A 13487-nucleotide genomic window follows, 5' to 3' on the forward strand; every position below is an offset into this window, starting at 1 on the left:
TCATGTTCCTTTCGCTGGTGGATCGGCCTTGCCAACACCTGGGGCCCGGGATGCACGCCTGCCGCGGGCCAGCTCCGTGCCCAGGGCATCGAGCCTCTGATCCCAGAACCCGCGAAACCGGTCCAACCACACATCCACCTCGCTCAGCGACGTGGGCTCGACGGCGTAGAACCGGCGAGCCCCCTCGGCCCGGACCGACGCGAACCCGTTCTCACGCAGAACGCGCAGATGCTGCGAGACAGCCGGCTGGGACAGTGCGAACTCGGCCCGGATCACGTCTGTGATCGCGCCAGAGGTCTGCTCACCGTCGGCGAGCAGCTCCAGAATGCGACGGCGCACCGGGTCGCCGAGGATGTCGAACGCGTGCACGAGCCAAAAATCATACCAGGCGTGACTTATATAAGCCATCACTGGTACTCGGGGTCAGTCCTCGGTGTCGACTCACATCGACATCCGATACGCACCATCCGATGCTGGTGTCGAACGAGACCGACACCCGGTGTCAGCCGAGAGCGACGTAGCCAAGCGTGCAGAGCCTCCGGACGGAAGATCTCTGCCGGGCGTGGTGCGCGACGCGGATCCACCGTCGGCACAGGTCAGCGGCGCATCACCGACCGAGTCCTCAGCGCGCACACTCAGGGAAGGGAGATACGGCGCCGCCGAGCAGTCAGGTGATCGCACGATCGAGACCAGCATGAGCCCGTTCACCCAGTGCCGGTCGGCGAAGTGCGACAGCCGCAGGACGAGGTTGATCACGGCATGCTTCTCCAGGTCAGACGTCCATCGAGGGCCGTGTCACACCGCGAGCAACCCGTGGAAAGAAGTCTGTGCGGCGAACCGTGCTGTCCCGACAAAGGAATCACAGCCACCATGGCCACGCTTCCCCTCCCGCACGAATCCTCCGACGACTTGCGCCCGGATCTGAGCTCAAAGCCGCAGCCCCCGGCCCAGCACAGCAGCCAGCCCCCCGAACGTTCGCTCCCGACACCTCGACCAACGCGGGGGCCCGCGCCGCCGTTGTGGCGGCGTCCACCCACAGAACGCCCGCTATGGAATCCGCCACGGTCAGCGCCACCGCCGTTGAACCGGTCGGCGACACCCCCAAGCTTCGGTTGCGCCCCACGAGCCCTACTCAGGCACCGACTTGCCGCCTGCCTCAAGAAACGTCGCACCTGGTGCCTGGGCGTCGGGCTAGGGCTCCTCACGCTCGTGGGCATCGGACTGGTGACCGGCCCCGTCTTGCGTTCCGCCGAGACGAACTCGGGCACCGACTCGCCTCTCCCCTTCGCAACCGAGCCGCCGCCATCAACACAGCCGCCCGCGAAACGGCCACACGCGACACGGCCACCGACCGCCGACTTCACGGCAATCGCCAATGCCTGTGCACTGCCGACATCGGCATCGCTGCAGCGACTCGCGCCAGGCGGGGACAACAAGGCATGGCGCACCGGCAACGACGACTGGTCGTGCTACCGGATGGGACGTGAGGAATCCCTGCCGGGCACGCCAGGCCACCGCCAACTCCGGAGAGTGCTGATCAGCCTGTCCATCGCCTCCGCCACACGATCGCATAGCGCAACCGAACAGGCACACAAAACCTTCACCGCCCAGCGTGACCGTGACCACGCCGCATGGGGGCGGCGCTACCGCGTACTCCACATCGGCGATGACGCCTACTCCGGATACTCCGAGATCGGCGGCGACGGCAAAGCAGAGACCACTGTGCGGCTCCGCAACCTCATCTTCACCGTCACCTACACCGGCACCACCTGGCCACCTCGCTTGCTAGGCCCCCACACGCCTATGCCCGACCCCACGGCTCGAAAGGGCGCGGAGATGCTTGCCCACGAAATTGCCCGGACACTGATCATGTGCGCCGCCTGCACGTCCCTGGACGCACCGACCACACCGGCCGCGCCGACCACGTCCACCCTTTCGCCAGGCACCGCTCCAGCAATTGAGGTGGTCCCTCCGACCGTGCAGGCGACGGCCAGTCCTGGAGACCCGTGACCTGCCCCGCTGATCAGGTCTGCAAAGGGTGATACGAAAGCGACCACGTCATGGACGCCCCATCACTGCCCATCACCGGCTAGTCCATCGGAACGGGTATCGGAGGGGCTTCATGTCGCGTTGCCCTCCGACGTTGCGCGGCACGGCCGCAGCATGGCCATCTGGGGCATGGGCGAGGTCCGCACCCGCCACGACATCACCGTCACCTGCAATAGCGGCCTCGGGCAGCTTGACCATCGACGACCTGGCTACCTCTACCTGGCCCTTGAACCAATCAACGACGCGTTCGCTAACGCCGCCGCACGGGCACGGCATCCGCACCATGATCCTCCCGGTCATAATGGACTCGAAGATCTAACTGCCCGTGGCAGCGACCGCAGCGACCGGTGCCCGGTCACGAACGCCGCCACCCGGTCCAGATCCAGGTAACCGTGCTCACCGCCGAACTGCACCTGCGCAGCCCGGCACGTGCGGAAGGCGGTGGCCGGTTGCGTTAGATGACGCCGGCTTCGGCCAGCCAGCGCCACAGTTCGTTCTGGTCGACGACCGTGACCCCGAGCTTTTCGGCCTTGCCCGTCTTCGCGGCGCCGACGTTGGCGCCGGCGAGCAGGTAGTCGGTGCCGGCCGACACCGACGAGGTGGCCGTGGCCGCCGCCTGCTCGACCAGGCGCGTGACGTCCGGCCGGCTGATCTTCGCGCCCGAGCGCGGGTCGGTGAACGCGCCGGTGATCACGACCGTCGTGCCCTTGAGCGGCGAGTCACCCGCCGCCGCCGCGTCGACCGGGCGGTCCTCGGCCAGCACATCGAGGTTCACCCCGCGCTCGCGCAGCGCCGCGATCTCCTCCTGGACCTCGGCGCGGGCGAAGAACGCCACGATGCTCTCGGCCGCCTTCGGCCCGATGTCGCGGATGGCCACCAGGTCCTCGGCCGTCGCCGCCGCGATGTCCTCGATGCGCTCGTAGCCGGCCAGGCACAGGCGCTTGGCCGTGCCCTCGGAGGCCATCGGGATCGCCAGCCCGATCAGCGCTCGCCGCAGCCCCATGTCCTTGGAGGACGCGATCGAGTCGACCATGTTCCCGGCGCTGACCTCGCCCATCCGCTCGTAGCCGAGCAACTGCTCGGCCGTCAGGTCGTAGAGGTCGCTGCGGTTCTTGAGCACGCCGTCCTCGGCGAGCTTCTCGATCCAGACGTCACCCACGCCCTCCATGTCGGCCGCCTGGCGCGAGGCCCAGTGCATCAGGCGGCGCGTCGCCTGGGCCGGGCACTGCAGGTTCACGCACCAGCGCTCCTCGCCGGTGCCGCGGACTTCGAGGCCGGAACCGCACGAGGGGCAGTCCGCCGGCGGGACGATCTCGACCTCGCTCCCGTCGCGCCGTTCCGGCAGCGAGCGGCCCGCGAACGGGATCACGTCACCGCGCCGCACGACGGCGACCGTGTCGCCGATGCGCAGGTCACGCTCACGGATCAGCCGCGGGTTGTGCAGGGTGATGTTCTCCACCGTCACGCCGCCGACGAACACCGGCGCGACCTTCGCACGGGGCGGCACGCGGCCGATCTTGCCGACCGGCCACTCGACCGACAGCAGCGTCGTCAGCTTCTCCTCCGGCGGGTACTTGAACGCGATCGCTCCGCGCGGCTCGGCGCTGTTGAAGCCCGCCGCGTCGAACGCCGCCGGCTCGTGCAGCCGCACGACCGCGCCGTCGATCTCGTAGTCCAGCCCGTCGCGGCGGCCGCCGATCTCATGGATCGCGTCCATCACCTCGCCGGCCGTCGCGCACACGTACTGGGCGACCGGCTCGAACTCCGCCGGGACCGGGACGGCGGCGCCGTCCCGGTCCGCACCGAACGCGAAGAACCGCAGCAACCGCTCGGCCTTCGCAGCGGCCTCGGGATCCTTCAGCACCAGCGTCCCGGCGGCGCCCGACCGCGGGTTGGTCAGCGTCTTGTCGGGGTGCGCCTCGTTATAGGCCGCCCACACCGACCGCAGCATCACCGCCTCGCCGCGGACCTCGACGCGCCCCCGCTCCTCGATCCGGACCGGCAGGCCCGGGATCACGTGGCGCACCTTCCCGGTCACCAGCTCGCCGACCGTGCCGGTGCCGCGCGTGGCGACGTAGTCGAGCTCCCCGCCGGTGTAGACGACGCTCAGCGAAAGCCCGTCGAGCTTCTCCGACACGCGGAAGACCTGACCGCCGAACCGCTCGCAGAACGTGCTGATCTGCTCCTGGCCGGTCGCCTTCGCCAGCGAGAGCATCGGACGTGCGTGGCGCACGGTCGGCCCCGTGAGCTCCGCCGGCGCGTTGACCTTGCCGAGCGGGTTGTCAGCCGGTTCGAGCTCGGGGTGCTCGGCGACCAGCGCCGCCAGCTCGTCCTTGAACGCGTCGTAGTCCGCGTCCGGCACCGGGCTGTCGCCGGAGCCGTAGTACAGGTCGTTCAGTCGCCTGACCTCGGCGGTCAGCTCGGTGATGCGCTTCTCGACGTCCACCCTTCGATTAAACGCGATGGCACCGACAGTGTCCCGGGCTTCTCTCCCGCCCGGCGGGTAGGGGGATCGATCCCATGCGTGGGCGAGGGTGAGTCCGCCGCCGTCGGCGGTCAGTCCAGTCCCGCGTAGATCCATTGGAAGGTGGAGCGGCAGGCCAGGGAGTCGGTGCGCCGTGCGGTGAGCAGGATGGACCGCGCCTCAGGAGGCGAAGTGCCGGTGACTTCCCGGTCCTCACTCCCCGCTGTGATCGTTCCGTGCGCGACAGGCTTGTTGTCGGCGGTCAGCGACCAGTCCACGGCGGTCGGGCAATCCCGGACCTCGTCCTGGACGAGCACCGCCGCCTCCAGGCGGAACCAGCCTCGGAACTCCGTGCGGTCGTCGACGTCCTCCCGCTCGAACCGCGTCTGAATGACACCCGACCCGGAGATGCTCCATTTGAAGCCGGTCGGCGGGCAGGGGCCGGAGTCGCTGTAGCAGATCGTCCGCTTCATCTCTTCGGGTAGGTCGCCAGACGCGTAGTCCAGTCCCTCAGTCGGGTCAGTGGTGACCATCCAATAGCCGAGCAGGCCGCTTATCACCACGGCCAGGAGCGCCCAGCCCGCCCCTGACGAAGCCCCCATGGATTCATAGTGATATGAACCGCCAAGCCCGGACACGTGCCCTCCCCGGAGTTCTGCCGCCCTCTCGCTTCGTCAACGGAAGCTACCGTGACGAGCCGGAGCGGCGGGGGGAGTAGCCGAGGCGGAAGGACAGCTCTCGGGCCGCCTCCGCGGTGGCCCGGCCCAGCTCGACGAGACGGTCGGCTCGGACGCGCTGCTCGGGGCCCGCCACCGAGAGCGCGGCCGCGGTAGTCCGGGACGGGGGCGCCGACGGCGCGGATCCCGGGCTCGTTCTCTTTTACGCTGGCGGCTGCGGACCGCCCATCACCGGCTGGTCAATCGGAAACAGGGTCTCGGAGAGGCTTCACGTGGTCGGTACGGTGTCGGTGATGCCTGATCCGCTGGAACCGAGGAGTGGTGATGCTGGAGGAAGCCGAGGAGATTGGCCGCCGCGCCAAGCGTGCTCGTCTCCGGCTCGGGATGACGCAGGCTGATCTTGCCGTCGATCTCGGGCGTACGCAGGGCTGGGTCTCCAAGATGGAGCGCGGGCAGATTGAACTCGACCGGGTCGGCTTGCTGAACCAGCTCTCGGCAGCCCTGCACATCCACCCCAACGACCTGATCGGGCGACCGTACGTGGCGTCCGCGGGGGAGAACCAGTGGCAGACCGCAGCGTCGTCCATTGTGCGGGAGCTGCGGCGGTTCGACCTGACCCCGGTGTTCGACGGGACGCCGCGCGCGTCGGGGGCGCTGTGGAGCGAGATGACCCGGATGCACCGCCTACGGGACGCGGCGGCGAATGTCGCTATATTGCGGGCCCTGCCGGACATGTTGCGGGAGGCTCGGGCGCTGGCAGAGGTGTCGGCCGGGCATGAACGCGAGGAGGCGTTCGCTCTCTACGGAGTGATGTGCAAGTTCGCCCACACTGCGGCGCACGCCCTCGGTCATCCCGAGCTGGTGGCGATGGCGTGCGAACGCGCGGCGTGGGCCGCCCGCCTGTCAGGAGATCCTGTGTTGGGGGCGGTCGTCGACTGGATGCGGGCGTGGGACATGTGGGCGACTGCGGACTGGACCGATTCGCTGGCCTTGTTGGACAAGGCCCTTGGTGATCTCGAACGGGACTATGACCGCGGTGACCAGCTCACTGTGCGAGCTTGGGGGTCACTGCATCTGCGTGCCGGGGTATCGGCCGCCCGTGCCGGTGACCCCGACAAAGCTCAGGACCGGGTCGCCTACGCCAAGACGGCTGCCGATCGGATGGACGCCGAGGCAGGGCCGCAGGTCTATGACCGTCACTCGCTGACCTTCTCCAGTGGAAACGTCGCCATTCACGCGGTGTCGGTCGCCTTGGAGACTGGGGACCAGCGCCGGGCACTGGAGTTGAATGCCCGCACCGACCCGCACGTCGTCACCGTCTTGCCGAACTCCCGGCAAGGCCACCACCATCTTGATCTGGCCCGTGCGTGGCTTTGGGACGGCAACCGTGCCAAGGCGCTGACCGAACTGGAAACCGCGGAGCGCTTGGCCCCCCAGCTCATCCGCAACCATCCGATCGCCCGCTCGACGCTGCGGTCGCTGGTCTACGCCGAGCGCACCATCACACGCGAGCGACTCCGTCACATGTCCGACCGCTTCCACCTGGACGAATGACCGTCATATTCCTTTGAGTCATATTCGGGTCCGGTAGAGGATTTACCGTCCCGGCATGACCACCTCTCACAGCGTGCCGGAGGCGGCGGACGCTCCCCTGCGATCCTGGCCGCGGCTGGGCGATCTGGTCGCGGACAGCAAGCGGGACGGCCAGGTCGGCGTGATCGTGGGTGTCCCCGGTGAGGAGGGCGCCAACTGGCTCACCTACCGGTTACGGCCTCCCGATAGTGGAGCGGACTGGTCCGCGGCGGCTGACGCCTCCACGTTGCTGCCCGTCCCTTCTCCTGTCGCCTACGCCTCGCTCCGCGACAGGCCGCTCCACCATCGGCCCGGTCGGCATTGGGCGCTTACCATCCGCCTCCACCACCAGGACGGCAGCGAACAAGAATCCCAACTGATCATCGCCGAACCCCAGGCGTGGCGCTTGGGCGCTCAGATCCGCGATAACGCGCCGGCCGAGCGAATGTGGACCGGTCACAGCCCCGGAGACGACACCGGACAGGATCGGCAGGACCATCTGCCACCTGGGGACATGCTCGCTCAGCTCACTGGCAGCCTTGCGACACCGGCCGGTGTGGCGTCGTCGGCCGCCGGAGACTTCTTTAGCTGGCTGGCCTCCACGCTGCCGATCACCCCTGCCGCGTGCCTGGCCGTCACCCACGTGCTACCGGGACAGATGGACTTCCTGATCGCGCTGAGCCACACAACCACGATCGCGGCCGTCCTTCCCAAGCCGAAGTCGGCCAATGACCTTGCGCTGGAGCAGACCGCCGCGCTCTACCCCTGTGACGAGCTCGATCGTGCCCTGTTCGCCGACCCCGACTGGGTGACGGGCTATGTACGTCGCCGAGCCGCAGGCCGGCGGATCGTTCTGTCGGATGTTGGCGGCTACTTCGCTCCTGCACTCGGGGAATTGTGCGCGCGGCTGCCCGGCCAGATCGCGGGCGTGGTCGAGGACACCGAGAACGGCCACCGCCGCTACGAGGCGCTGCCGCAGCTCCCGTGCGGCGTCTATAGCGTGGCCCGCAGCCCACTGAAGGAACCTGAGGATCGTCTGGTCGGCGAGGCGATCGTGTTCTCGGTGGAGACGCTGCTGCGGCATCTCGGCCAGGTGCTACAGGGCCGTCAGGCGTGCGTGATCGGGTACGGGAAGATCGGTGCCGGGATCGCTGCCGCCTTGCACTCGCGGCACGTGCGGGTTCTGGTTCTGGATATCGACCCGGTCCGCCAGGCGCAAGCCTTGTCGGTCGGATATGGCTCTACCGATCTGGCCGACGCACTCGCGCACTGTGAACTTGTGTTCTCGGCCACCGGTAATCGCGCTCTGACGGTCGAGCATCTGCCACTGTTGAAACAGGATGCGTTCCTTGCCGGTGCCACCTCCCGGGACGACGAGTTCGATCTGGCTGCGCTCGGTGAATCCGGCAGCGGCTACCTCCGCACCGAGTTGATCCCGGGCGTTTCCCGGATCCGGTCCGCGCAAGGCCGGTCGTTCTACCTGCTCGGCAACGGCAACGCCGTCAACTTCCTGCACACCTCGGCGATGGGGTCAGCGATCCATCTGGTCAAGGCCGAGATGACCGTCGCGGCCGGGCTGCTGGCCGAACAAGACCACGAGCCCGGCTTCTACGAGGTGTCCCCAAGCCACCGTGCCGCTATCGCGGCCGCCTGGGTCGACTTCTTCGGCCCACCTCATCCCGGGAGGAGCACATGACCATCGTGACCACCACGGCTGCAGCCCCCAGGGCCGTGCACGTGGAAGGGCCGGATGTCGCCGGTGCCCGCATCGTGGTCACCGGCGCGGCCGGTTTCCTCGGCTCGCACCTGTGCGAGCACCTGGTCCGCGCGGGGGCCGACGTGGTCGGATTCGACGACCTGTCGACCGGTCACCTGACCAACCTGGCGGCCATCGCCGATCATCGGGCCTTCGATTTCCACCACCACGATGTCACCGTGCCATACCGGATCCGCGGTGGTTTGGACGCGATCATGCATCTGGCGTCCCCTGCCGCACCGGGCGACTACCTGGCTCAGCCGCTGGCAACGCTGCGGGCCGGGTCGATCGGGACGTTGAATGTGGCCGAGTCCGCCCAGGCGAAGGACGCGCTGCTGGTGCTGGCCTCCACCTCTGAGGTGTACGGGGATCCGCAGGAGCATCCGCAGCGGGAGTCCTACCTCGGGAACGTCAACCCGATCGGTCCGCGGAGCGTCTACGACGAGGCCAAACGGTTCGGCGAGGCGGTCACCGCAGCCTACGCCCGGCTCGGCACGCGCACCGCGATCGCGCGAATCTTCAACACCTACGGGCCGCGCATGTCCAGCGGAGATAGTCGGGTCGTCCCGACGTTCCTGCGGCAGGCGTGCGCTGGGCAGCCGCTGACCGTCGCCGGGGACGGTACCCAGACACGGTCGCTGTGTTACGTCGACGACACCGTGGACGCGCTGGCCCGCCTGATGACCTCTGGCCACGCGGGCCCGGTCAACATCGGCGGTACCGGTGAGGTCTCGGTCCTGCGCTTAGCGGAATTGATCAAGCGGCTGTGCGGTTCGGGGGCACCGATCGAGTTCGTCGCGCTTCCCGCCGATGATCCTCGACGGCGTCGCCCGGACATCTCCTTGGCGGCCCGCGAGCTGGGCTGGCAGCCGCGGGTGAGCCTCGCCGAGGGGCTGGCGCGGACGCTGGCCTGGCATCGCGGTCAGCTCGACATCCGCGTCGGGGCGCGGTCATGAAGCGCGCCGAACTCGCGCCCGAGGCCGCGCCCGCCGACCTTGTGCCCATCGTGTGCTGCGTCGACGACCGGTACGTCCTGCCGTTGTGCGTGCTGATGACCTCGCTCGCCGCCGTCCCCGAACACACCGCCCTGCGGGTGCTGTTGCTGCACCAGGACCTGTCTCGCACCGGCCAAGAGCGGGTGGCCTTCCACGCCGACCGCCTCGGCATCGAGTTGGAGGTTCACCCGGTCCAGCCCGCTCGGTCCGCGCCTGTATCCGCGTGGGTATCCCAAGCGGTCTACCTTCGGCTGGAGATCGGTGACACGCTCGGTCCCCGCGGCACCGTCCTGTACCTGGACGTGGACACTCTCGTCCTGGGCGACCTAAACCCGCTGCGGCTGACCCCGTTGGAGGGCGCGCCGCTCGGCGCGGTCCGCGACCCGCAGAATCCCGTGATCGGTGCCGGGATCGCCTTCCCCGGCTGGGCCGAGTTGGGGCTGCCTCGGGGCCGGGACTACTTCAACTCGGGCGTGATGCTGTTTGACCTGGCCGTATGTGAACAGCAGGGCCTGTTCACCGCCGCCCGCCGGTTCCTGACCGATCACGGCGACCAGGTACGGCTGTGGGACCAGGACGCCCTCAACTTCGCCGCCGCCGATCAGTGGCGGCGGCTGGACCGGCGGTGGAACACCTTTGCGCTGTCGCCGCTGGCCACTCAACCTGGATACCGGCACCACGACGCCGAACCGTACGCGCCGCTGGCGATGCTGCTGGCCGACGAACCCACCGCAGCCGTCCTCCACTTCGCCGGCCCGGCCAAACCCTGGCGCGACGACTACCCGCCCGGCCGAGCCCGCGAGATCTACCGGCGATACCTCAAGACGGTGGAATGGAGCGAGTTCAATGGCAGCTGATAAGACCACTGCTCGGACGGCCGGGGGCGCGGCGGCCAGCGCGCTCGCCTGGGCAGCCGCGACGGGGCTGGTGGCACGGCACGGAGCGGGCGCGTGGGAGCTCGCTGGGACCGTGTCCTGGCTCGCCCGGCACGACCTTGGGCCGCTGCCGCCGCAACTCCCTGGTCCGCCGGTGCAGATCGTGGTGCCGGTCCTGCGCGAACAAGAGCACGTCGGCGCGGCGCTGGCCTGGTGGCGGACGATCCTTCCGCTGTTTGAGGGGATGTCGCTCACGCTGGTGTCGACGGCACGCGAAGATCACGATCGTGCACTACTGGCCCGCGCGGCCTGCGACGGTCCAGTGACCCGGGCCCGGTTCAGCCAGCTCACTCCGCACGAACTGTCCGCCCTGCGCGCAGTCAGGCGGCGCGGGCCGATGACGGCCAAGGACGCCGCCGCCATCCTCGCCCAGAGCCCCCGCACTCGCGAGGTCATCGACCGTGAGCTGGCCGATGCGCCCGACGAGCGGATCAAGCATCTCACCTACCCCGGGCTCGGCCGCAAGGCCGCACAACTCAACCACGCCGCCCGGCTCCTGCCCCCTGGGGGCTACCTGGCGGTGTACGACGTCGACTCCCGGCCCGACCCGAAAGCCCTGGCGATGGTGTATGCCCGCCTCGCGGACCGGCCACCTGTTGTCCAGCAGCACGCCCTCCACACCGTTCCCAGCCACCGCGGGGGCCCTGCGCGGGGAGCCGCGATGCTGCAGTCGATCTGGACGCTGCGCCGTGAGATCCCCTACGCACGCCGCCACCATCGCTCGGCTGGCCTGCCCGGTGCGCTGCGGCGATGGCGGGACGGGCTGGCGCAACCGGTCGGTCATGGCCTGTACCTGCGCGACGACATTCTCGCCGCGATCGGCGGGTTCCCCGAGAACAGCGTCTTGGACGACGTCCCGACCGGCGTCGCGCTTACTCTGGCGCAGATCCCCACCGTCAGCGTGCCGTCCCTGACGACGGTACCCGCCTCAGGTTCGGTGGCGGAGGACATCGCGCAGGGCCGGCGTTGGTTCTGCTCGTACCTCGACTACCCGGCGGTCCTTCGGGGGGCCGCCGCCCGCCAAGCCGGAACCGCTCGGCACCGCAGTGTGGTCGCGGTCGTCGCCGTGTACCGCGGTACCGCGTGGCTCGCCGCCAGCCCCGCCACCCTGCTGACCTTGCTTGCCGCCGTCGCGCCCGGTTCCCGCCGCGCACTGCGGGTCACGGCCATCATCGGGCTGACGCTCGCGATCGTCGTCCCCGTCGTGGCCACCGCCCCCATCCGCGGGGTCCGGCGCTCACCCGCCGCACTCGGCCGGGACTGCGGTGCGCTGCTGGCCGCCTACCTACTACGCAGTGTCGGCCCCTGGCTGGCCGTCGCAGATGCCGTCCGAGGCCGTCACCCCGCCACGGCCGCCGCGACCGCGCCGAAGGCTCTCCGGTCTGCCGGCCCGTCAGGAGCCGCATCATGATCACGATCGGGGTGGAAGGGGTTTCGTGCACCGGCAAGACCACGCTCACCCGCGCCCTGGCCGGACGCTCTGCGGGGTGCCTGGCCGCGACGGACACACCACGTGAGGTGTGCATCGTGCCGTGCTATTACCATGCCGCGCCTGATCCGAAGACGCTGTCCAACCGGGAGGTGAAGACCGAAGCCGACCAGCTCGCGCTGCTGGCCGCCCATCTTGAGGTCGAGCAGCTCCGCGATCGACAGGCCCGCAGTGCGCGGGCTAGGGGCTCTGTGGTCGTGCTCGATCGGACGGTCGACACCCTGCTCGCCCACGTGCGCGCGGTAGGGCATTTGCGCGGGTTGGACGCCCGTGCCCAAGCTCGCCGCCTGGTCACCGAGGCGATCGACCGGGGGCACGTCGCCGTCCCTGCGGTGACGCTGCTGCTTCAGGCCAGCCATGAGGTGCTATCGCAGCGGGCGCAGACCCGGACCGGGATGCCGCCGCTGTATTACGACCCGGACTTCACCCAGGCCTTCCAGGGCCATTTCGCCGACCCGATCACGGCGCACTGCCTGGTCATCAACGCAACCGGCGGGGCAGACCAGGTGGTCGACCAGGCGTGGAAGCTACTGAAGCCGTACCTGGACGGTGCCCAGTGAACGTCATCGTCCTGGGTTGCGGGCTGATCGCTGGCCGCTGGGTGCGGGCCCTGGTCGCCGATGCCCGCCTCACCGTGATCGCGCTGGTCGACCCTGATCCCGCAGCAGCACGCCGGATCGCCCAGCGGTGCGGCCTGAACGTCCCCTTGTTTCCCACCTTGGAAGCGGCAGTCCCCCAACTCACCCACACCGACGCCGCCCCCCAGGTCGTGGTGAACCTGGCCCCGGCCGACCTGCACGCTGCGACCACTCGGGCCGCCCTTGAGTATGGGTACCACGTGCTCACCGAAAAGCCGCTCGCCCTCACACTGAAGGAGGCCGAGCGGCTAGTGTCGCTGGCCCGCCGCCGCACTCTGGTGCTGAGCGTCATGAGCAACCGCGGTTTGGACAGTCGTTTTCTCAGCTACTGCCAGGCCGCCCACGCGCTCGGGTCCGGACCTTACGTGGCCACGGTAGAGATGCTTGTGCACCTGCCCAGCCCAGGATTCCGCAGTCGACTGACCTACCCTGCCCTCCAAGATCTGGCCGTGCATGCCTTCGACCAGGCCCAGCACCTCGTCACCGCCCGGGCCCAGACCATCGCATGCTTTGAAACACCGCTGCCTCGGCCTGGCGGGCACTGCTCCATCGCTACCGCGCACGTCCGCTTCGCCGACGGGTCGCTGCTGGCCTTCCGTGGCGGGTTTAGCGGACCGGGCATGCGCACCCCCGCCGACGGAACCTGGCGCATCGACCTGCCGGACGGGCACACCTGCTGCTGGGACGGCCAGCAGACCGTCACCACCATCCGTCCCTGCGGCCAGACCACAGCGGCCGAACTGACGCGGGCCAGTGACGGTCACGCTCCCCGCATCACCCAGATGATCGACGCCCTGTACGGCGGCCCGCCACCACCGGACGGCCTCGCCCCCCTCGCCCTACTGGACGCCGCAGTGCGATCGGCACAGAACTCGGCTCCAACCGACATTCGCCAGGATCCGCGATGAGCCC

Annotated in this window: 11 protein-coding genes; 8 read left to right on the forward strand and 3 right to left on the reverse strand. The window is 69.2% G+C overall.

What is annotated here, in order from left to right:
- Window positions 1–369: a metalloregulator ArsR/SmtB family transcription factor gene (locus tag E1289_RS16630; protein WP_131981068.1), complete on the reverse strand. Its 369-nt coding sequence runs from the start codon at window positions 367–369 to the stop codon at window positions 1–3.
- An 840-nt stretch (window positions 370–1209) separates the two neighbouring features.
- Between E1289_RS16630 and E1289_RS16635 the strand changes: the two genes are divergently transcribed.
- Window positions 1210–2010 carry a hypothetical protein gene (locus E1289_RS16635; protein ID WP_131981070.1) on the forward strand — a complete coding sequence of 267 codons (801 nt, stop codon included), beginning with the start codon at window positions 1210–1212 and terminating at the stop codon, window positions 2008–2010.
- A 493-nt stretch (window positions 2011–2503) separates the two neighbouring features.
- Here E1289_RS16635 and ligA read toward each other — a convergent pair whose 3' ends face one another.
- The gene (ligA, locus tag E1289_RS16645; protein ID WP_165970507.1) at window positions 2504–4495 is read right to left on the reverse strand and encodes an NAD-dependent DNA ligase LigA; all 1992 of its coding nucleotides are present in this window, start codon (window positions 4493–4495) and stop codon (window positions 2504–2506) included.
- A gap of 110 nt (window positions 4496–4605) precedes the next feature.
- Window positions 4606–5115 carry a hypothetical protein gene (locus tag E1289_RS16650; protein WP_131981076.1) on the reverse strand — a complete coding sequence of 170 codons (510 nt, stop codon included), beginning with the start codon at window positions 5113–5115 and terminating at the stop codon, window positions 4606–4608.
- A 399-nt stretch (window positions 5116–5514) separates the two neighbouring features.
- Here E1289_RS16650 and E1289_RS16655 point away from each other — a divergent pair, with 399 nt between their 5' ends.
- The 7 genes from E1289_RS16655 to E1289_RS16685 are packed head-to-tail and all read left to right on the forward strand — an operon-like array spanning window position 5515 to window position 13483.
- Window positions 5515–6744, forward strand: a complete 1230-nt coding sequence (locus E1289_RS16655; RefSeq protein WP_131981078.1) for a helix-turn-helix transcriptional regulator — start codon at window positions 5515–5517, stop codon at window positions 6742–6744.
- Window positions 6745–6799: 55 nt separating this feature from the next.
- Window positions 6800–8458: an adenosylhomocysteinase gene (locus E1289_RS16660; protein ID WP_131981080.1), complete on the forward strand. Its 1659-nt coding sequence runs from the start codon at window positions 6800–6802 to the stop codon at window positions 8456–8458.
- Window positions 8455–9474: an NAD-dependent epimerase/dehydratase family protein gene (locus tag E1289_RS16665; RefSeq protein WP_131981082.1), complete on the forward strand. Its 1020-nt coding sequence runs from the start codon at window positions 8455–8457 to the stop codon at window positions 9472–9474. Before E1289_RS16660 ends, E1289_RS16665 begins: the two co-directional genes overlap by 4 nt.
- Window positions 9471–10370, forward strand: coding sequence for a glycosyltransferase family 8 protein (locus E1289_RS16670; protein ID WP_131981084.1), 900 nt, complete (start codon window positions 9471–9473; stop codon window positions 10368–10370). Before E1289_RS16665 ends, E1289_RS16670 begins: the two co-directional genes overlap by 4 nt.
- Window positions 10360–11859 carry a glycosyltransferase gene (locus E1289_RS16675; protein WP_131981086.1) on the forward strand — a complete coding sequence of 500 codons (1500 nt, stop codon included), beginning with the start codon at window positions 10360–10362 and terminating at the stop codon, window positions 11857–11859. Before E1289_RS16670 ends, E1289_RS16675 begins: the two co-directional genes overlap by 11 nt.
- Entirely contained in the window at window positions 11856–12497 is a 642-nt protein-coding gene (locus E1289_RS16680) for an AAA family ATPase (RefSeq protein WP_131981088.1), read from the forward strand. The genes E1289_RS16675 and E1289_RS16680 overlap by 4 nt, the downstream gene beginning before the upstream one ends.
- Entirely contained in the window at window positions 12494–13483 is a 990-nt protein-coding gene (locus E1289_RS16685) for a Gfo/Idh/MocA family oxidoreductase (protein ID WP_165970508.1), read from the forward strand. Before E1289_RS16680 ends, E1289_RS16685 begins: the two co-directional genes overlap by 4 nt.
- The last annotated feature ends 4 nt before the right edge of the window (window positions 13484–13487 follow it).

Origin of the sequence: Actinomadura sp. 6K520, from assembly GCF_004349245.1 — a bacterium.
In the GTDB taxonomy this organism is placed as follows: domain Bacteria; phylum Actinomycetota; class Actinomycetes; order Streptosporangiales; family Streptosporangiaceae; genus Spirillospora.